Annotated in this window: 22 protein-coding genes; 15 read left to right on the top strand and 7 right to left on the bottom strand. The window is 49.6% G+C overall.

Annotated elements, in window-relative coordinates:
* On the top strand, window positions 1-825 hold the full coding sequence (locus I8U17_RS03395) for a phosphoenolpyruvate hydrolase family protein (protein WP_033101851.1): 825 nt from the start codon (window positions 1-3) through the stop codon (window positions 823-825).
* A gap of 98 nt (window positions 826-923) precedes the next feature.
* Here the strand turns inward: I8U17_RS03395 and I8U17_RS03390 are convergent, their stop codons facing one another.
* A complete protein-coding gene (locus I8U17_RS03390; RefSeq protein ID WP_160173891.1) occupies window positions 924-1,100 on the bottom strand; it encodes a hypothetical protein in 177 nt (58 codons plus the stop codon).
* A gap of 235 nt (window positions 1,101-1,335) precedes the next feature.
* Here I8U17_RS03390 and I8U17_RS03385 point away from each other — a divergent pair, with 235 nt between their 5' ends.
* The 6 genes from I8U17_RS03385 (at window position 1,336) to I8U17_RS03365 (ending at window position 7,069) form a co-directional block, all read left to right on the top strand.
* A complete protein-coding gene (locus I8U17_RS03385; RefSeq protein ID WP_198059034.1) occupies window positions 1,336-2,979 on the top strand; it encodes an acyl-CoA mutase large subunit family protein in 1,644 nt (547 codons plus the stop codon).
* A gap of 14 nt (window positions 2,980-2,993) precedes the next feature.
* On the top strand, window positions 2,994-3,410 hold the full coding sequence (locus I8U17_RS18735) for a cobalamin B12-binding domain-containing protein (RefSeq protein WP_052154364.1): 417 nt from the start codon (window positions 2,994-2,996) through the stop codon (window positions 3,408-3,410).
* Window positions 3,403-3,819 (top strand): methylmalonyl-CoA epimerase, encoded by a 417-nt coding sequence (gene mce / locus I8U17_RS18730; protein WP_198054962.1) that lies wholly within the window; start codon window positions 3,403-3,405, stop codon window positions 3,817-3,819. Before I8U17_RS18735 ends, mce begins: the two co-directional genes overlap by 8 nt.
* A gap of 69 nt (window positions 3,820-3,888) precedes the next feature.
* Complete coding sequence (locus tag I8U17_RS03370; protein ID WP_152568604.1) at window positions 3,889-5,430, top strand: acyl-CoA carboxylase subunit beta; 1,542 nt, start codon at window positions 3,889-3,891, stop codon at window positions 5,428-5,430.
* Between the two features lie 91 nt (window positions 5,431-5,521).
* A complete protein-coding gene (locus I8U17_RS18550) occupies window positions 5,522-5,656 on the top strand; it encodes a hypothetical protein (RefSeq protein WP_255518240.1) in 135 nt (44 codons plus the stop codon).
* Between the two features lie 267 nt (window positions 5,657-5,923).
* On the top strand, window positions 5,924-7,069 hold the full coding sequence (locus tag I8U17_RS03365; protein WP_198059033.1) for a M20/M25/M40 family metallo-hydrolase: 1,146 nt from the start codon (window positions 5,924-5,926) through the stop codon (window positions 7,067-7,069).
* A gap of 115 nt (window positions 7,070-7,184) precedes the next feature.
* Here I8U17_RS03365 and trhA read toward each other — a convergent pair whose 3' ends face one another.
* The 4 genes from trhA to mciZ all read right to left on the bottom strand — a co-directional run bounded on the left by trhA (window position 7,185) and on the right by mciZ (window position 10,440).
* Window positions 7,185-7,850, bottom strand: a complete 666-nt coding sequence (trhA, locus tag I8U17_RS03360; RefSeq protein ID WP_033101846.1) for a PAQR family membrane homeostasis protein TrhA — start codon at window positions 7,848-7,850, stop codon at window positions 7,185-7,187.
* Between the two features lie 483 nt (window positions 7,851-8,333).
* Window positions 8,334-9,176 carry an EcsC family protein gene (locus I8U17_RS03355; RefSeq protein ID WP_232330875.1) on the bottom strand — a complete coding sequence of 281 codons (843 nt, stop codon included), beginning with the start codon at window positions 9,174-9,176 and terminating at the stop codon, window positions 8,334-8,336.
* A 172-nt stretch (window positions 9,177-9,348) separates the two neighbouring features.
* Entirely contained in the window at window positions 9,349-10,215 is an 867-nt protein-coding gene (locus I8U17_RS03350) for a fructosamine kinase family protein (protein ID WP_198054959.1), read from the bottom strand.
* 72 nt (window positions 10,216-10,287) lie between these two features.
* Entirely contained in the window at window positions 10,288-10,440 is a 153-nt protein-coding gene (gene mciZ / locus I8U17_RS03345) for a Z-ring formation inhibitor MciZ (protein ID WP_081943959.1), read from the bottom strand.
* Between the two features lie 95 nt (window positions 10,441-10,535).
* Between mciZ and I8U17_RS03340 the strand changes: the two genes are divergently transcribed.
* Both I8U17_RS03340 and I8U17_RS03335 read left to right on the top strand, forming a co-directional pair.
* A complete protein-coding gene (locus I8U17_RS03340; RefSeq protein WP_198055131.1) occupies window positions 10,536-11,087 on the top strand; it encodes an NUDIX domain-containing protein in 552 nt (183 codons plus the stop codon).
* On the top strand, window positions 11,084-12,259 hold the full coding sequence (locus I8U17_RS03335; protein WP_033101843.1) for an endonuclease Q family protein: 1,176 nt from the start codon (window positions 11,084-11,086) through the stop codon (window positions 12,257-12,259). The genes I8U17_RS03340 and I8U17_RS03335 overlap by 4 nt, the downstream gene beginning before the upstream one ends.
* A 43-nt stretch (window positions 12,260-12,302) precedes the next feature.
* Here I8U17_RS03335 and I8U17_RS03330 read toward each other — a convergent pair whose 3' ends face one another.
* Window positions 12,303-12,674, bottom strand: coding sequence for a hypothetical protein (locus I8U17_RS03330; protein ID WP_052154363.1), 372 nt, complete (start codon window positions 12,672-12,674; stop codon window positions 12,303-12,305).
* A gap of 249 nt (window positions 12,675-12,923) precedes the next feature.
* Entirely contained in the window at window positions 12,924-13,817 is an 894-nt protein-coding gene (locus I8U17_RS03325; protein WP_033101842.1) for a DMT family transporter, read from the bottom strand.
* A gap of 364 nt (window positions 13,818-14,181) precedes the next feature.
* Here I8U17_RS03325 and I8U17_RS03320 point away from each other — a divergent pair, with 364 nt between their 5' ends.
* The 6 genes from I8U17_RS03320 to deoB all read left to right on the top strand — a co-directional run bounded on the left by I8U17_RS03320 (window position 14,182) and on the right by deoB (window position 18,870).
* Window positions 14,182-14,673, top strand: a complete 492-nt coding sequence (locus tag I8U17_RS03320) for a hypothetical protein (protein WP_033101841.1) — start codon at window positions 14,182-14,184, stop codon at window positions 14,671-14,673.
* Between the two features lie 75 nt (window positions 14,674-14,748).
* Window positions 14,749-15,390, top strand: coding sequence for a stage II sporulation protein M (gene spoIIM / locus I8U17_RS03315; protein ID WP_198054958.1), 642 nt, complete (start codon window positions 14,749-14,751; stop codon window positions 15,388-15,390).
* Between the two features lie 125 nt (window positions 15,391-15,515).
* On the top strand, window positions 15,516-15,995 hold the full coding sequence (gene fur / locus I8U17_RS03310) for a ferric iron uptake transcriptional regulator (protein WP_033101839.1): 480 nt from the start codon (window positions 15,516-15,518) through the stop codon (window positions 15,993-15,995).
* Between the two features lie 96 nt (window positions 15,996-16,091).
* On the top strand, window positions 16,092-17,222 hold the full coding sequence (gene ald, locus I8U17_RS03305) for an alanine dehydrogenase (RefSeq protein WP_033101838.1): 1,131 nt from the start codon (window positions 16,092-16,094) through the stop codon (window positions 17,220-17,222).
* A 74-nt stretch (window positions 17,223-17,296) separates the two neighbouring features.
* Complete coding sequence (locus I8U17_RS03300) at window positions 17,297-17,539, top strand: DUF4227 family protein (RefSeq protein ID WP_033101837.1); 243 nt, start codon at window positions 17,297-17,299, stop codon at window positions 17,537-17,539.
* Window positions 17,540-17,688: 149 nt separating this feature from the next.
* A complete protein-coding gene (gene deoB / locus I8U17_RS03295) occupies window positions 17,689-18,870 on the top strand; it encodes a phosphopentomutase (protein WP_198054957.1) in 1,182 nt (393 codons plus the stop codon).
* The last annotated feature ends 102 nt before the right edge of the window (window positions 18,871-18,972 follow it).

Below are 18,972 nucleotides of genomic sequence, written 5' to 3'. Positions count from 1 at the left end.
ATGCCTTTTATCACTCGTGATGATGCACTGAAGCGCTTGAAACAGACGATCGAAGACGGATCGGTGATTATCGGCTGCGGTGCGGGGACAGGCATTTCCGCCAAATTCGCCGAACAGGGTGGCGCAGATCTCATCATTATTTATAATTCGGGTCGGTACCGCATGGCCGGCCGCGGTTCACTTGCCGGGCTGATGCCTTATGGAGACGCGAACGGGATTGTGGTGGAAATGGCAGCGGAGGTATTGCCGATTGTCAAAAACACTCCTGTCTTGGCCGGAGTGTGCGGAACAGATCCCTTCCGTCAGATGCCCGTGTTTCTCAAACAATTGAAAGAGATGGGCTTTGACGGAGTACAAAATTTCCCCACTGTCGGCCTGATCGACGGGGTGTTTCGCCAAAATCTCGAAGAAACGGGAATGGGGTTCAACCTGGAAGTGGAAATGATCCGAATCGCCCATGAATTGGATCTGCTTACCTGTCCCTATGTATTTAACCAACGGGAAGCGATTGCGATGGCAGAAGCAGGAGCGGATGTGCTGGTTGCCCATATGGGTCTGACCACCAAAGGATCAATCGGCGCGGAGACAGCGCTCACGCTGGAAGAATCAGCTGAACGGATTCAAGCCATACATGATGCGGCAAAAGAGGTGAATCCGGACATCATCGTCTTGTGCCATGGCGGACCGATTGCCGAACCGGCCGATGTGCAAAAAATCCTCGCATCCACCAAAGGGGTGGCCGGATTCTTCGGAGCATCCAGCATAGAGAGACTGCCTACGGAAAAGGCAATCCGGTCTCAGGTGGAACAGTTTAAATCGCTGTGACAAACTGGTGAAGCCGGGAACGCACAGCGATCCCTTCGCTATGATCCGATGCGTTAAAAAAATAAGGAGACTCCGTGCCTGGTGGAGTCTCCTCACTCTTATTGCAGACCGACAAAGAAATCATACAAAGCGAGTACAGTGACACCGACGAGACCCAATGTGAAGATTCCGCCGATGATGAAACCCGGCTTGTTGCCGGTCTTTTTGTTGTAATAGGTGCCGCGAATCGCGAAAATGCTGATCAAGACCAGTAATGGAACCATAAAGTATTGCACGTTTCACACCCGCTTTCCTCTTTCATCCGCGCTTTGCTACAGCGTTTTCACTAATCAGTATAAATCAACTTCCAGTGAAAAAAACATGAAAATAGACGGCCTCAATCATTTATTTTAATCGACTGTTCTGATGATGTCTATCTATCGGCCAATAATTAAGAATCCAAACAGGATAAATATTTGTTATATTAAGAAGTGAAAGCGTTTTATTTCAGATGGAGAGGAGATTGTCCGAGTGGAGAAAGAGAGATGGAACGAACGGATCCAAAAGTGGGAAGAGAAAACGGAGACTTTATTGGCCAAATCTCCTGAACGCAAAAACCCGTTTACTACGCTTTCCGGCATCGAAGTGAAGCGTTTATATACCAAAGAGGACAGGGCACGGGAAGATGAGGAACTGCCGGGAGAATTTCCGTACACCAGAGGAATTCGGCCGACGATGTACCGAAGCCACTTGTGGACCATGCGTCAATATGCCGGTTTCGGAACTGCGGAGGAGACAAACCAGCGCTTTCACTATCTGTTGAAGCAGGGGCAAACCGGGCTGAGCGTCGCATTTGATTTACCCACGCAGATCGGTTATGACTCCGATGATCCGATGGCAACGGGCGAAGTGGGCAAGGTCGGAGTGGCGATTGACAGTTTGCAGGACATGGAAGCCTTGTTTGCCGGAATTCCCCTGGATAAAGTGAGCACATCGATGACGATTAATGCGCCGGCCGCCATTTTGCTGGCAATGTACATTGCCGTCGGAGAAAAACAAGGAGTGAAGCCACACCAGCTGCGCGGGACGATTCAAAACGATATTTTGAAGGAATATGTGGCGCGCGGCACTTATATTTTTCCACCCAAACCGTCGATGCGGCTGATCACGGATATTTTTGCGTATTGTGCGAAAGAAGTGCCCAAATGGAATACGATCAGCATCAGCGGTTATCACATTCGGGAAGCTGGTTCCACCGCGGTTCAGGAAGTCGCGTTTACGCTGGCAAACGGGATCGCCTATGTCGAAGCGGCGCTGAAGGCCGGCCTCGAAGTAGATCAATTCGCTCCGCGTTTATCTTTTTTCTTCAACGCGCACAATCACTTTTTTGAGGAGATCGCCAAATTCCGGGCAGCGAGGCGGTTATGGGCGAAAATCATGCGGGAGCGTTTCCATGCCTCGAACGAGCGCTCGTTACAGTTGCGTTTTCACACGCAGACTGGGGGTTCCACCCTCACCGCGCAACAGCCGGATAACAATATTGTCCGGGTTACGCTGCAGGCATTGGCCGCGGTGCTGGGGGGAACGCAAAGCCTGCATACGAACTCGCGCGATGAGGCGCTGGCTTTGCCCACGGAGGAATCAGCCCGTATCGCCCTGAGGACGCAACAGATCATCGCTTACGAAAGCGGAGTCGCCGACACGGTTGATCCGTTGGGAGGATCGTATTTCATTGAGGCGCTCACAGATCAGATTGAACAGGCGGCACTTGAATATATTGAAAAGATCGATGCGATGGGCGGGGCTGTCCAAGCGATTGAACAAGGGTTCATGCAAGGGGAGATCCGGCGTACCGCCCTTGATACCCAGCGGAAGATTGAATCCGGTGAAGAAGTGGTGGTCGGCGTCAATCGTTTCCGGCTGGAGCAGGAGGAACAGCCCGGACTGATGCGGGTAGATCCGCAAATCGCCACACAGCAGATTGAAAAATTGAAACGCGTTCGTTCACAGCGGGACGCCGGGAAGGTGAAAGCATGTCTGGACCGGCTGAAACAGGCGGCACAGACATCGGAAAACTTGATGCCACGAATTCTGGAAGCGGTAAAAGCGTATGCGACGGTTGGTGAAATTTGCCATACACTCCGTGGTGTTTTCGGCGAATATCAATCGGTATAGAGGGAGGAAGCAAAATGAACAGACCAATTCGCGTCTTGGTGGCAAAGCCGGGGCTCGACGGGCATGATCGCGGAGCGTTAATCATTGCCCAAGCACTGCGCGATGAAGGGATGGAAGTGATTTATACCGGTTTGCGGCAGTCTCCGGCACAAATTGTGGCTACAGCCATTCAGGAGGATGTGGATGTGATCGGATTATCCTGCCTGTCCGGAGCCCATAATGAGCTGTTTCCGGAGGTGGTGCGCCTGCTCAGGGAACAGGGAGCGGAGGATATCATTGTTGTGGGCGGCGGTGTGATTCCGCAAGCCGACATCCCTTTTTTAAAAGAGCAGGGAATCGCGGAGATTTTCACCTCCGGAACTACGACCAAGGAGACAGCGGATTTTATTCGCCAAGCCGTTTTGGACAGGGAGGGGATGAAAAATGGCTAAAAAGATCAGCCACATCGGCATCGCCGTGAAAAATCTCGACACTTCCTGTTCCTGGTATCAAGATGTGCTGGAATTGCCGCTGGAGGGGATCGAAACCGTCGAGAGCGAGCAGGTACGGGTGGCCTTTTTTAAAGTGGGGGAGAGCCGGATTGAATTGCTGGAACCGCTTTCGGAAAACAGTGCCATCGCCAAATATATTGCCAGGTTTGGAGAAGGAATTCACCATATTGCCCTCGAGGTGGAGGAATTGGAGGAGCGCCTCAAAGCCCTGCGCGAAAAAGGGGTTCGCCTCATCAATGAAAGGCCCAAGCCCGGCGCGCATCAGATGAATATCGCCTTCTTACATCCCAAACAGGCGGGCGGCGTTCTGGTGGAACTGTGCGAACCGAATCATTCGGTTGAAGATTGAACGCTTTTGCCAATCTTGTGGAAAGGATATCCAGGATAAAACTTGATGGGGAGCGACAGAGAGATGGATATGTATCAAAAGATTGAGGAACTGAATCAAAAACGGGCCAAAGTTGAGCAGGGCGGCGGGGAATTGCGGATCCGCTCCCAGCACAAACGCGGAAAGCTGACCGCAAGGGAACGCATTGACCTGTTGGTGGATGAAGGCTCTTTTGTGGAACTCAATCCGTTTATCGAGCATCGCGCCACCCATTTTGGCATGGATCAAACAGAAGCGCCGGGGGAAGGCGTGGTGACCGGTTACGGAAAGATCCACGGACGGGATGTGTATGTGTTTGCCCAAGATTTTACCGTGTTTGGCGGTGCGCTGGGAGAGATGCATGCTTTAAAGATCGCCCGCCTGATGGATTTGGCCGCAAAAAACGGAGCTCCGGTCATCGGACTCAATGACTCGGGGGGAGCGCGCATTCAGGAGGGGGTTGTCTCTCTGGACGGATACGGCCACATTTTTTACCGGAATTCGATCTACTCCGGGGTGATTCCGCAGATTTCCGTCATCATGGGTCCGTGTGCCGGGGGAGCGGTTTATTCTCCGGCGATTACCGATTTTGTCTTTATGGTGCAAAATACAAGCCAGATGTTCATCACCGGCCCAAAAGTGATCGAAGCGGTGACCAAGGAGAAAATTTCCGCAGAAGAGCTGGGGGGAGCCGAAGTCCATGCCAGCCTGAGCGGCAACGTCCATTTCACGGCTGCCACCGAACCGGAGGTGCTGGAACAAGTCCGCCGTTTAATGAGTTATTTGCCGCAAAACAATATGGAAGACCCGCCGCGAGTCTATGAAAAAGAGGATGATGGCTGGATCGAAGAGCTGGCCGGGGCCGTTCCCGTTGACGGCAGCCGGGTCTACGATGTAAAACAAGTGATCCAACTGATTGTCGATCAAGGGGATTTCATGGAAGTTCATCCCGATTTTGCCCGCAATATCGTCGTCGGATTTGCCAGAATCGGCGGACGGACGGTGGGAATTGCCGCCAATCAGCCGAAAGTGATGGCAGGAAGCCTGGATATTGATGCATCGGATAAATTGAGCCGCTTTATTCGCTTCTGTGACAGTTTCAACATTCCCATCATTACTTTCGTGGATGTCACCGGCTTTTTCCCGGGAGTCAACCAGGAACATCACGGGATCATCCGCCATGGCGCCAAAATCCTGTACGCTTATTCGGAAGCGACCGTGCCGAAAATTACGATCATTTTGCGCAAAGCATTCGGCGGGGCGTATGTGGCGCTCAACAGCAAAGCGATCGGCGCAGATCTTGTCTACGCGTGGCCCAGTGCGGAAATTGCCGTCATGGGGGCGGAAGGCGCGGCCAATATCATTTTCAGCAGGGAGATTGAGGAGAGCGAGCATCCGGAGGAAACGAGAAAACGCAGAATCGAAGAATACAAAGAGAAGTTTTCCAACCCGTATATCGCAGCAGCCCATGGAATGGTTGACGATGTCATTGATCCGCGGGAAACGAGACAAAAATTGAAAACCGCCTTGGAGATCCTGCGAAACAAACGGGAGACACGCCCGCCGAAAAAGCACGGCAATATTCCGTTATAATGGAGGGATAAAGTGAATAAGGAGATTTTCTTTATCCGGGGTTCCGTGGATCGTTCACGTTGGAAAACGATGGGCCGGGTGGCGCGATTGTATGCAGGGCATACCATTCGGTCAAGGCCAAACTGGCCGTCAGGGGCAAGCCCTGTTTGGCCAAGGCACTTCGCCGGCAGACGGGACGGAGGATGGTTGCGGCGGAGATTCACGGATGAGGGTCATCGGTGAATAAAACGATGGTGATCGGGGAAAATGTATAAAAAAGAAGATTTCGGAAATTTGATCCGCGCCAGGGACACAAAATTTCATTCGATTTCTTCCAAGGGCGTGCTGATTTTCGTCAATTTCTCAGCAATGTTGGGTTTATTTGGTTAAAACTAGGTATTTTTGGCGGATACCCGGTATTTTGGCCGTTTATCGCCTTGATTATTCCCATGACAAACGGCTTGAACGTGGTAAAATAGGAAGAAATTTAAATAGCGATTGGAGGCGCACCCCGTTGATAAACAAACAACGCCTAATCGATGAATTTATTGAGCTAGTGACAACGGATAGTGAAACTGGTGATGAGAGAGCGATCTGTGATCTTCTCAAAGAAAAATTGACCTCGCTGGGGTTGCAGGTGATCGAGGATGACTCGGCCAAGCTGACGGGACACGGAGCCGGAAACTTAATTGCCACGATGCCGAGGACGATACAAAGCGCGCCGAAGATCTATTTTACATGCCATATGGATACGGTTGCTCCCGGTAAGGGGATCAAACCGTCGATTCAGGGAGATTACATCGTTTCCGATGGCACGACCATTCTCGGAAGCGATGATAAAGCCGGACTTGCCGCTCTTTTGGAAGGCTTGCGTGTGATGCAGGAACAAAAACTGCCTCACGGTCAGATTCAATTGATCATTACGGCCGGAGAAGAATCGGGGTTGATTGGCTCGCGTCATTTGGAGATGAAGCTGGTTGATGCCGATTTTGGTTTTGCCTTTGATTCGGACGGGCCGGTTGGAACGATTATCACCTCAGCCCCATCGCAGGTGAAAATTTTGGCCACCATTCATGGAAAGTCCGCTCATGCCGGTGTCGATCCCGAAAATGGGATCAGCGCCATTCAGGTGGCGAGCCGGGCGATCTCAAAAATGCGTCTGGGGCGCATTGATGCCGAGACGACAGCCAACATAGGAAAATTTCAGGGCGGCATCGCCAGCAATGTCGTTCCGGACCGGGTGGAGATCGTAGCCGAAGCACGCAGCCGCAATGAAGTGAAGCTGCGCGCACAGGTTAAACATATGGTACAAGCGTTTGAAGAGGCGGCGGAGCAATTTGGCGCACGTGCCGAAGTGGAAACCAAGGTGCTGTATCCCGGTTTTAAATTTACGGAAGAAGACGTTGTCGTGAAAAAAGCGAAAGCTGCCGTGGAAAAAGTGGGCCGCACGCCCAAAATTGCTGCAAGCGGCGGAGGCAGCGATGCCAACGTGATTGCCGGCCATGGCATTCCAACGGTCAATCTGGGGATCGGGTATGAAAATATCCATACAACCAAAGAGAGAATGCCGATCGCCGAATTGGAAAAAGCGGCAGAACTGGTTGTCGAGCTGGTCGGTGAATGCGCAAAAGTTCCCGTACACAGTACGACATCAAAATAAGGAGCCAAATTGGGAGGAGCGTCCTCATCGAGAGGATGCTCCTCTGTTTTAAACGACATGATTAAGTGTGCATTGAAAGCGTGCCATCTATTCATCCATCCGCGGTGAAACAGGTTCAATGCGTGGTTTCCAGGCCAATCGGCAGAATATAGAGAACCATCATCGCAAAGTGAAAAGCGGTTCCCGCCATGATAAACAGATGAAAAATCTCATGGAAACCGAATTTGTTCGGGAAAAAATTAAAACACTTGGTCGCATAGATGATGGCGCCGATCGTGTAAAAAACGCCGCCTGCGACCATCAGGGTAATCGCTCCCGCAGGCAAATTATGAATCAGTTGTACGAAGGGAATCAAGGCAATCCAGCCCAGTGTCACATAGAATGCCGTGGAAATATAGCGGGGGACGTGGATAAAAAACACCTTTAAAACGATCCCGATCAGCGCCAGGCTCCAGACACTGGACAGCATGATCCATTTCCAATTGCCATCCAAGCCATAATAAAAGACCGGGGTATAGGATCCGGCAATTAAGAGATAAATCGCACAGTGATCCATCTTTCGCAGGAAAAGCTCTTTTTTCGGAGTCGTGGATACCCAATGATAGAGGGAACTGGCGCCATATAATAAAATGACACTCACACCGTAGACGGTCATCGTTACGAGTGCGGAGGGGTGAAACCAGCTGAGTTTGATCAGAAACACCAAACCGGCAATAGCTGCAAGGAATGTGACGAAATGGGTCCAGGTATTAACAGGTTCTTTCATTTTCAATCGCTTCATTTCATAACCTCCGGTGGGTTCAGGATCATATGCGGACTTTCACAAAAGGAGCAGCAGGAGTGATTTCGTTATTTTAAGACAATTTTGTTTAAAGCCTCCCACACCTTTCCAGCTTGTTGTTAGCTATTCTAGCATTTATGTTTGCTGACTGTACAGGGCAAATCCGGAACTGGTCGGATGGGGAGGAGCTTGTTTTGAGTCAACATTCGTTTAAAATCGGCTGAAATGGGGAGAATGCACTTCCACCTTTCACATATGGGAATAGGATGAAGCGAATCCTGTTTGCCGGGGGTGTATAATGGCCATTATTCGGTGGATTTGGCGGATTTGGTGGTTCAGGAAAGTATGGTTCTGGTTGCGGAGATTTAAATGGCCTTCACTGCATCGCTGGATATTTGGATTGCTCAGATAACGGTTTCAAATGCAAAATCAAAAAACGGGCCATCCGCCGCAACAGCGGATCGCGGCCCGTTTTTTATTACTCTAGCGGTTCGGATGCCGTTCAGCGTTGAGACTCTCAAGTTTTTCCAGAATCCGACGCTTGCGGTACAGCATCATTCCCGCCTCTGCAACATCTTCTACCGTGGAACGGTTCAGAAACGCGCCAAAGATGATTCCGATGACGGGAACCATTTGGAACAGCTTCTTCCATCCGAAATTTTCGCCATAGGTGGCGACCACTTCACGCCATCCTTGTAATTCCGAAATCGATTCCCGCTGGATTTCCCCCTCCTGAAAACGGGTTAAATACGAAATGACCGCCTGTTTCCCCACATAATCGGCTGAAGCGAACTGGAGACACTTGACGATAAAGATCCGTTCCCTTTTTTCCAGGGGATTATAGCCATAAACCAAAGCCATCTCCTGAAGCACTTTCAAGGAGAGACCGAGCAGAGCCGGGATGTCGATCGCCAGTGTGAAAATGCCGCCGATTCCGGTTGTGGCTCCTTGGATCATGGCCCATTCGCTCCGGGATTCCTTCAGTTTTTCTGCCGCTTTATTCATTGTACCGAGAGGAAGTGACGCCACCTGATCGAGCGTGAGCCCGCCGGACGGGAGACCTGCGTGCTTTTCCAAATCGTTGATGATCACTTTTTCGGAAATTAAGTATTTGCCGCCTGTCTGGATAAAGCCTCCCAACTCATCCAGCACCTTTCCCAAGAAGTCCTGAACGGCTTTGGGTGTGATGCGGTCCAAAAGCACAAAGGGAAGACGACCGAGTTTTTCCCAAAACCATAAATCTTTTTGATCCTTTTCCCATTTTTGAATCAGGCTGAGTTCCCTCAGCAATTGCTCTTTGCTGTCAGTCGGGAAGGAGGTGTGCAAGTTTGATCCTCTCCTTGGATAAGCTTGAATAATATTTCCTGTCTTGTGAGTCAGAAATTTTTTCACTATAATGTTAGAAATCATTCATGTCTTGTCATATACAACCGCATCAAAGTTAAGCAAAATTGGGAGTGAAGAAACGCGAACCGGCCTGAGACCACGTTGGGGATTTTTAAAGATAATAATCCAAAATTCGGTCCACGGCCGGGCCATAGGTTTCCCCAAAGATATTTAAGTGCACGAGCAGATAGTAAAGCTGATATAAAGGCTTCCGTTCTTCATATCCGGGATCAAGCGGATTCATCTCCGTGTATGCGCGGTAAAAACGCTGCGAAAAACCGCCGAACAGCTCGGTAAATGCCAGCTCCATCTCGGAATGGGCATACTGGACAGCCGGGTCGATCAAATAGGGACGTCCGCCGGGACCAGCCATCCAGTTGCCGCTCCACAAATCTCCGTGGATCAGGGATGGGGTGACATCAGCCGGTAAGAAGGAATCGAGACGGGCCATCAATCTCTCCAGTTTTTGAGAGCGCAGAGGGGAGATGGCGCCTTTTTTCTGTCCGAGTTTCAATTGAACTCCGAGGCGACGGTCACGGTAAAAAGCGGGCCAATCATCTGACCAGCCGTTTTTTTGCGGCAACATGCCAAGATAATTGTCCATTTCCAATCCGAAATGCGTTCCCCTGTGGCGGTGCAGCCCGGCCACCCCCCGCCCGAGCTCCTCCTCGGTCCGGAAGCTCTCCTCCCCGTCAATCCATTCCAACACGAGAAACGGCGATTGTCCCGTTTCTTCCCGGCTGATGCCGATTACGTCAGGAACGGCGATGGTGTTTGTTTTTTTCAGCAACTTCAATCCGTGAGCTTCCGCTTGAAAAAAACGGTGATCCATTTGTTCATTCACCTTGACAAAATAGGCACGGGTCCGGGTTTGTACATAAAATGACCGATTGATGCATCCGCCGGATACGGGGCGGTAACGGATGATTTCAGCTTCCTTCTCAATTCCCTGCAAAAGTGCCTGAAGAGTTGCCAGCAAGAAGGATCATCTCCCTGTTCTCTGTCTGATTTTTGCAGCCGCATGGTCAGAACTGTGCCCTGCTCGTCAATTTTATCTGTTTCTATTATAGTGGAAAACGGCTGATCGCTTTCGGATATATTGTTTGACGGTGAGGTTGCTTTGGGCCAGATGGTGAAGATAAAGACGGATTTGCCATGCTTTTCCGCTGATCCAGACAGAACGTTCGTCCCATCTTTTTTTCATGTTTTTTCACTCGCTTCCATTTTGAGGATTATCTTTCTGATACGCATTCTGCCCGCAAGATATGTATAATGAAGAGGATGTGAACAGGAGTGACTATGATGAAACGGGATTTGGAAGAAAAGACCATTTCGAGCCGGACGGTGTTTGAGGGAAAGGTCATCCGTCTGCAAGTGGACGAGGTACGGTTGCCAAACGGCAATACCTCCAAGCGCGAAATCGTGAAACATCCCGGGGCTGTCGCGGTAATGGCAGTAACGGATGAAAACAAAATGGTGTTTGTCCGTCAGTTCAGAAAACCGCTGGAGAAGACGATTTTGGAGATTCCGGCCGGAAAGCTGGAGCCGGGGGAGGATCCGCTGGATTGTGCCAAGCGGGAATTGGAGGAAGAAACGGGATACAAAGCGGGCGAGGTAAAACACGTTGTTTCTTTTTATACTTCCCCGGGTTTTGCCGATGAATATTTGCACCTGTACGAGGCGAGAAATCTGGCTGCCGGCAGGGTGAATCTGGATCAGGACGAATTTGTGGAGAGAATGGAGCTGTCGCTGGTGGAGTGTTTTGAACGGATCAGATCAGGAGAGATTTGCGATGCCAAAACGGTGGCCGCCGTTTATCTGTGGCAAAATCGGGTGCTGACTGAAAAATGAGTTTAACACCTTTTTTTGCTGATCTGCATATTCACATCGGACGGACCAGCCGCAATCTTCCCGTCAAAATCACAGCGGCGCGAAATCTGACATTTGAAAGTATCGTGAAGGAAGCGGAACACCGCAAAGGAATCCGCATGATCGGAGTGATTGATGCCCAGTCACCGCCGGTGCAGGAAGATATTGAAGCCGGTCTTTCCTCCGGTTTGTACAAGGAACATCCTGACGGAGGGATTTTGTACCATAACACGATCTGTATCCTTGGGGCGGAGATTGAGGTTAAAGATCCGGGCATGGGTGCAGCACACATTCTCGCTTACTTGCCGACGCTAGCTCACATGCGTGAGTTTACGAAGTGGTGCCGCAACTACATGAAAAATGTCCAGTTGAGCACCCAGCGACTGTACAGGCCTGCCCAAGCTTTGCAGGAAAAGGTGTATGAACTTGACGGGATCATCGTTCCCGCTCATGTTTTTACCCCGTTCAAAAGCGTGTACGGCAACGCGACCGACCGCATGAGCAAGCTGCTCAATCCTGATCTTGTCGCGGGAGTGGAGCTCGGACTCAGCTCGGATTCCAGCCTGGCCGATCAGTTGTCCGAACTTTCCCCGTTAACTTTTGTGACCAATTCCGACGCTCATTCATTGCCGAAAATCGGGCGGGAGTATAACGAATTTCTGATCAAGGAACCGAGTTTTGCCGAATTGAAGCTGGCGCTGTCAAGAAGAGAAGGGCGAAAAGTGTGCGCCAACTACGGATTGGATCCGAGACTGGGGAAATATTACCGAACCCGCTGTCTCAATTGTGAGGAACTGTGGCCGGCTTATCCGGAAGCAGACCGGTGCCCGGAATGCGGAAGTGCGAAAAAGGTACGAGGCGTACGGGACCGAATCATGGAAATCGCCGACCAGGAAAGCGTCCATCCTGATCACCGCCCTCCTTATATTTATCAGGTTCCTCTCGAATTTATCCCGGGACTCGGCAAACGAACCCTGGAGAAATTGTTGGCGGTATTTGGTACGGAAATGAATGTGTTGCATCATGCCGGGATGGAGGAAATCGCCGCAGTCGCCGGAGAGAAAATTGCCTGGCAGATCCGGTTGGCCAGGGAGCAGAGGCTCGAGCTGGAAGAAGGCGGCGGCGGGAAATACGGAAAAGTGAAAATCACCTAGATGAAAGAAAAAGGGCCTGGCTTTGTGCCAAGGTCCTTTTCTGTTAGTCACGGGCGCCAAACTGTTCCAGGATTTGTTGCGCTTGCGCCGATCGTTCCGGCTCCGTAAAAACGGTGACGCAAACATCTTCCATTGAATCAAAGGGTTGCCCGCCGGACAGGCCGCTGGCATCGGGATGGACAGCTTTTAAAATATCCCGGTCCGAGCGGTCACCGCCCAGCGTGCTCGCCTGCAGCGACATGGTCGGGTCAGTAAAGGGATTTTTCAAATCATCGTCCCGATCATGCAAATTTCCTCCGCCAAGAGGGGAAAAACGGTCGATATAAGCCTCGAAGCCATTTTCTTTCAAAGCCTGTGCAGCTTGTTTGGCCGCTTCCATGGTTCGGAAGTAACCGAAAAGATATTTTTGCTCCAACAGGGAATCCCTCCTTTTTCATCTATATAATGTCGTTTTTTTCAGAGAAATTATTCATCTGGCAAACGAAAAAAAGGCTTCCCCTTAAGCGGTAAAGGATGTGGAATAATGTGGACAATTGTGCTTGCGGAGGGTTGGCATGCGCGGCGGAAAGGGCATATGGGCTGGTGTTGGGAAAAGCTTGGCAATGGACAGAGAATGAAAAGGGATAATCCCTTTTCAAACGGCTTAAGGATTATCCCCTGAAGGCTAGGCGGAAGGAAGCGGTTTTTTCCTTTTTTCTTTGCGGTTTACCAGGAGAATGCTCAAAATGATAAAGAGAAGGCCCAGCGCCAAATGGAACGACAGCGGCTCCTTCAGGAAGATGGCGCCAAACCAGACGGAGAGGAGAGGGACGAAAAAAGTATAGGAAGCAATGCGGCTGGCTTCTCCGGTTCTCACCAGTTTGAAGTAAACAACCCAGGCAGCCGCGATTCCGAGGAAAGCGCCAAATAACAGCCCCGAGACATAAGGCAGGTTCCATACAATTTGCCCTGCATCTTCAACGGCCAGACCGGCAACTGTCATGACGGCGCCGCCGATGACGCATTGGAGGGAGACCAGCCAGAGGGTGTCCACATTTGTTCCTTCTTTTTTCATATATACAGTGCCGATCGCCCAGCTGATAGCAGTGATCAACGCCAGAATGATTCCGGTTGCCGACAAATGACCGGCCATCCCGTCCCAGCTTACGACCCCCACTCCGATCACGCCTAAAATCAAACCGGTTACCTTGAACAGGTTAAGCGATTCGCGAAGCCAATACCATGCGAGAAATCCGACCAGCACCGGTTGCAGATAGACAATGACCGAAAACAGGCCCGAGGGTAAATACTTTAACCCGACGGTTTGGATTCCATAGAAAAGAACCGCGTTGAACAGAGCAGACACCAGGTAGACTTTCCAATGGGTGCGGAATTGAATTTGCCGGTATCGGGACAGAGCCAGGATGGAGAGACCGATCCCGCCCAAAAGGGTCCTCATTCCGGCAAAAAGAATCGGCGGGGTATATTGTAAGGTCATTTTATAAATAGGCCAGCACAGGCCCCATACGATGACAAGAAATGCGATGAAACCAATTGTTCGAAATCGTTCTTTTGCCAATGGGTACACCTCTGTTATATCAAGCTGAAAATCTTATATTAGTATATCAAAAATAACGAGAATCGAAATAAAACAGGATAATGGATCTATTCTTTTAATAATTTTGAGAAGAACCAGGGCATGACGGATTCCTGTGTTTTGTCAACACAAGCTGACTACAGATTCATTGTCTTTTGCTGGCGGGCCGTTTTGTCACAAGACCATGGAATTGCCAGCATGATGAAAATAGATTAACATAAATCGAAATTGATCCGCTTATTTTGATATGATAAGAGTAGCAGAATTCTGCCTATGCAAGAAAAAGGCAGCGAAAATACCATGATCACATCGGAGTTGGAGTTTACTTTTGCAATGGAGTGATTTCATGATCTTCCCTTTTTCCTCTCAGGAATTTGTGCTCGAGTGGCTATTGATCGCGGTGCTGGTTAGTATCGGCCTGATCATCCTCTGCAAGTTTGCCATTTTTATGCTGCGGCGTCGGCGAATCGCTTCTTTTCTTTTGATTTATAAAAGCTGTTGGGTTTTATTTTTTGTTTGCTATTTTTCCTTGATCGGATTTTTTATTTATCAAATTCTCAACTTTTCAGACTTGCGGAATTTGCGTAACCTGATCATCTCCATTATCATTTTGGGATTGGCCATCCTTTTTTGGATTGGTCCCGCCCGCGGCATATTGGGATTAAAAGCGCGCAAATTGACAATTCGGGCCGATGAAACCAAGGCGGAAAAGATCGTTTCCAAAGATGGCTGGGTGATTGACAGCTGGCTGGGAGAGGGAGGAGTCGCGGAAGTTTCCGAAAATGAAGCCAAAAAAGAAAATCAGCCGGCGAAAACCCGTTTCGGCAAGAATCTGTAAATCTAGGAATGCCGGGCTGTATATTTCTCCTTGTGCTGTCATAGAGTAGAGTGACAGGATAAGGAGGATCGCGAAATGAAGAGGAAAAATCAACTCGGGTCTACCATCGGGCTTCATGTTAAACAGCAAAAATCGCTCTATCTGTTTGTCACTGTTTTGTTTATGATGGGAGTCATTTTCGGTTCCCTGATTGTCAATGCCCTTGACCCAACTCAAAAAGAAGGCTTGCTTCATTATCTGGGGTATTTTTTTCAGGGCCTGAAACAGGATTCGATTGCCGATTCCTCCATCGCTTTGCAACATTCGGCGGGTGATCATCTGAAAACAATCGGATTGATGTGGATTTTGGGCCTCTCGGTAATCGGGATTCCGCTTTTGTTGATTTTTATCTTCATCAAGGGACTGGTAATCGGCTTTACCGTCGGTTTTTTGGTAAATCAACTGTCCTGGCAGGGATTGTGGTTTGCCTTTGTCTCCGTCGTGCCGCAAAATCTGCTGATTATTCCGGCATTGATCATCGTAACCGTCGCCGGGATCAACTTTTCGAAAGATTTGGTGCGCAATCGCCTGATTCACCATCGCGGCCGGATCTATCCGCAATTTGTTTCCTTTTGCATTCTGGTGACCGGAATGGCAGCGGTTCTGATGATTTCTTCGCTATTTGAAGCATTTCTTTCGCCGCAGATCATGAAAGAATTAATCCCTACACTTAACTAACTAAATACTGAAATGGATTTGTGATATTTTTAAAATGATTCTCATCTGATATTTTTTCTTGATTGGTTTGACTTCCCTTGTTGCTCTCCAATATAATGGAGTCAGATAGGCAGGGGGGTGTCTCTGTGGAAAAACGGGTAAATCAAATTAAACAACAATTATCCGCCCATAATTATAAATTAACCCCCCAACGGGAAGCGACTGTCCGCGTCCTTCTGGAAAATGAGGAGGATCATTTAAGCGCGGAGGATGTTTACCTGTTGGTTAAAGAAAAAGCACCGGAAATCGGATTAGCGACGGTTTACAGGACGTTGGAGCTCCTCAGTGAATTGCAAATCATTCATAAACTGAACTTTGGCGATGGCGTAACCCGCTATGAATTTCGGGCGGAAGGGGCGGAACACCATCACCATCACCTCATCTGTCTCAATTGCGGGTCAGTTGATGAAATCATGGAAGACTTGTTGGAACCGATTGAAGTACAGGTTGAAAAAGAATATGATTTTCAGATCATTGATCACCGGTTAACATTTCACGGAATTTGTCATCGTTGTAAAGGGAAGGTTTCCGATCCAAAAAAGCTTGTTGGTTCAAAGGTAACGTGAGATCTTGGAAAAAAAGATCTCACGTTTTTGTTTAAAAAAGGTGAGCTGTTGCATCCTAGAAATAAATAATTCAGCAACAGAAGGAGGGGAAGTTTGATGAGAATTGGTGTGCCCAAAGAAGTGAAGAACAATGAATATCGTGTGGCCATCACCCCGGGGGGCGTTGATGCCCTGGTACAGGCTGGTCATGAGGTGATCATCGAAAAAGGCGCCGGAGAAGGAAGCGGTTTCAAAGATGAGGAATTTGCAGAACACGGGGCCAAGATCGCACCATCTGCTTCGGACACATGGAACAACGCGGAGATGATCTTAAAAGTCAAGGAACCGCAACCCGAAGAGTATGAATACTTCCGTGAGGATCTGATTTTGTTCACCTATCTCCATCTCGCTCCCGAACCGGAACTGACGAGGGCGCTGATGGATAAAAATGTGGCCGCTATCGCCTATGAAACCGTGCAATTGGACAACGGTTCGCTTCCGCTGCTCACCCCGATGAGCGAAGTGGCCGGGCGGATGTCGGTGCAGATCGGTGCCAGATTTCTGGAAAAGCCTCAAGGAGGGCGTGGAGTTCTTCTCGGTGGTGTTCCGGGGGTTGTTCCGGGAAATGTTGTCATTATCGGCGGGGGAACAGTGGGAACAAATGCTGCCAAAATCGCCTTGGGAATGGGAGCCAATGTTACCATCCTCGACATTAATGCCGACCGTTTGCGCCAGCTGGATGATTTGTTTGCCGGCCGATTGCACACACTCATGTCCAATCGCTATAATATTGCCGAAATGGTGAAACAGGCGGATCTGCTGATTGGTGCGGTACTGATTCCCGGACGCCGGGCCCCGCATCTGGTCACCGAGGAGATGGTGAAAGAAATGCAGGAAGGGGCAGTCATCGTCGATGTGGCAATCGACCAGGGCGGTTCGATCGAAACGATTGACCATGTCACCACTCACAGCGATCCGACTTATGTCAAATACGGAGTCGTTCACTACGCTGTTGCGAACATGCCGGGCGCCGTTCCCCGGACATCTACTTTTGCCTTGACCAATGTGACGATTCCGTATGCCGTGCAAATCGCCAGCAAAGGCCTGGAAAAGGCTATTTCCGAAAACCGCCCGTTAGCCCGGGGAGTCAATGTGTACAAAGGGCAGGTTACATACCAGGCCGTTGCAGAGAGTCTGAACTTGCCGTATGTATCGCTGAATGAGATAATGGGGCGCCAAGTGGTTTAAATGCCCCGGAGATTTTCTCATAAAAGATCGTCCTTTTCCATAGGTTATACCAATATGAGGAAAGGACGATCTTTATGGTAATCTCGCTTCGCAAGCTGAAAGATTGGTGTCAATTCATCCTGTTGTTCATCCTGTTCACTTTGTTGTTGTACCAGTTGATTTCTTTTTTGACTCCTCTCTTCAAGCCGGATTTTATGTATAAACAACCGGCGGGCGGGGCAGTCAAAGTGTTTGCTTATGCCGACAGAAGCAGTCCTTCATCCTTTCTGGAGGAAGTGAAAGAGCGATTGCTAGAATTTTATTGGATCGGGGAATGAAACGTTCGGAAAATGTTGCACTTTTTGTCGATCAGTGACAAACTATGAAAGGGAGCTTTGCTTCCAACTCACTGATAAGGCCGAGACGATGTGAGCAAAAAGCGTCGTCGGTTCTTTTTTTTCAGTGCAGGTATGAAGGAGTGAATGGAATGAATCGTTTTTCTCGAATCGCGCTGATCGTTCTTGACAGTGTCGGAATCGGCGCTTTGCCCGATGCAGCTGCCTTTGACGATGAGGGGGCCAATACGCTCGGACATATAGCTGATTACAAAAAAGGTCTTCATCTGCCCAATTTGGCAAAAATGGGGCTTGGCAATATCGCTCCGATCCAAGGGGTGAATCCGGTGGAAAAGCCGGCCGCCTATTATGCCAAAATGGCTGAAATCTCAAAGGGGAAAGATACGACAACAGGCCATTGGGAATTTATGGGCATTTATACGGACAAACCTTTCAAAACTTACCCGAACGGATTTCCCGAAGAGCTGATCAAGACTTTTGAAGAGCGGACAGGCCGTAAAGTACTTGGAAATAAGCCCGCTTCCGGCACTGAAATCATCAAGGAGTTGGGCGAGGAACATATGAAAACCGGCGCGCTTATCGTCTATACGTCGGCTGACAGCGTTTTCCAAATCGCCGCACATGAAGAAGTGGTTCCGCTTGATGAATTGTATCGGATTTGCGAGATTGCACGGGAGCTGACACTGGATGACCGCTACTCGGTGATCCGCGTCATTGCCCGTCCGTTTGTCGGGGAACCGGGCAATTTTACGCGGACGGCAAACCGGCGTGACTATTCGGTAAAACCGCCGGCTCCGACGGTTCTCAACTATCTCAAGGACGCCGGCAAAAATGTGATTGCTATCGGAAAAATTTCCGATATCTATGCAGGGGAAGGTGTAACCGAGGCCATACATACCAAATCGAATATGGATGGCGTCGATCAATTGCTCCGTACGTTGGAAAAAGATTTTGACGGGCTGGCCTTTGTCAATCTTGTCGATTTTGACGCCAAGTACGGACATCGCCGTGATCCGGAAGGGTATGCGGCAGCACTTGAAGAATTTGATGGGCGTCTACCGGAAATATTGGCTGCGTTGCGCGAAGATGATTTGCTGATTATTACAGCTGATCACGGAAATGACCCCACTCATCATGGGACGGACCATACACGGGAATACACACCGCTCCTGGTTTACGGAAAAAAACTGGCTGATGTCGGAAAATCCCTGGGAGTGAGGGAAACCTTCGCCGATGTCGGGGCGACCATTGCCCACAATTTTGCCGTCCAGGCACCGCCGATCGGCCGGAGCTTTTTGAATGAACTGGAATAACGACGGTCACGTCAACTCGCGTAACCTGAGGATGAAAGCCTTCACAAACTCGTAAGCGGAGTGAGGCCCTTCTGACCGGCCATTGGAAATGAGATAAGGGGC

It is taken from the genome of Thermoactinomyces sp. CICC 10521, from assembly GCF_016055135.1.
Lineage (GTDB): Bacteria > Bacillota > Bacilli > Thermoactinomycetales > Thermoactinomycetaceae > Thermoactinomyces_A > Thermoactinomyces_A daqus.
The sequence above is the reverse complement of the archived record's forward strand: the minus strand, read 5'-3'. Positions and strand labels throughout refer to the sequence as shown.

Excerpts from the sequence above, each read along its gene's own strand:
- I8U17_RS03395 (WP_033101851.1), top strand. The coding sequence starts at position 1 with ATGCCTTTTATCACTCGTGATGATGCACTGAAGCGCTTGAAACAGACG.
- I8U17_RS18735 (WP_052154364.1), top strand. The coding sequence starts at position 2,994 with ATGAACAGACCAATTCGCGTCTTGGTGGCAAAGCCGGGGCTCGACGGG.
- mce (WP_198054962.1), top strand. The coding sequence starts at position 3,403 with ATGGCTAAAAAGATCAGCCACATCGGCATCGCCGTGAAAAATCTCGAC.
- I8U17_RS03370 (WP_152568604.1), top strand. The coding sequence starts at position 3,889 with ATGTATCAAAAGATTGAGGAACTGAATCAAAAACGGGCCAAAGTTGAG.
- I8U17_RS18550 (WP_255518240.1), top strand. The coding sequence starts at position 5,522 with ATGCAGGGCATACCATTCGGTCAAGGCCAAACTGGCCGTCAGGGGCAA.
- trhA (WP_033101846.1), bottom strand. The coding sequence starts at position 7,850 with ATGAAGCGATTGAAAATGAAAGAACCTGTTAATACCTGGACCCATTTC.
- mciZ (WP_081943959.1), bottom strand. The coding sequence starts at position 10,440 with ATGAAAAAAAGATGGGACGAACGTTCTGTCTGGATCAGCGGAAAAGCA.
- I8U17_RS03340 (WP_198055131.1), top strand. The coding sequence starts at position 10,536 with ATGATGAAACGGGATTTGGAAGAAAAGACCATTTCGAGCCGGACGGTG.
- I8U17_RS03335 (WP_033101843.1), top strand. The coding sequence starts at position 11,084 with ATGAGTTTAACACCTTTTTTTGCTGATCTGCATATTCACATCGGACGG.
- I8U17_RS03320 (WP_033101841.1), top strand. The coding sequence starts at position 14,182 with ATGATCTTCCCTTTTTCCTCTCAGGAATTTGTGCTCGAGTGGCTATTG.
- spoIIM (WP_198054958.1), top strand. The coding sequence starts at position 14,749 with ATGAAGAGGAAAAATCAACTCGGGTCTACCATCGGGCTTCATGTTAAA.
- ald (WP_033101838.1), top strand. The coding sequence starts at position 16,092 with ATGAGAATTGGTGTGCCCAAAGAAGTGAAGAACAATGAATATCGTGTG.
- I8U17_RS03300 (WP_033101837.1), top strand. The coding sequence starts at position 17,297 with ATGGTAATCTCGCTTCGCAAGCTGAAAGATTGGTGTCAATTCATCCTG.
- deoB (WP_198054957.1), top strand. The coding sequence starts at position 17,689 with ATGAATCGTTTTTCTCGAATCGCGCTGATCGTTCTTGACAGTGTCGGA.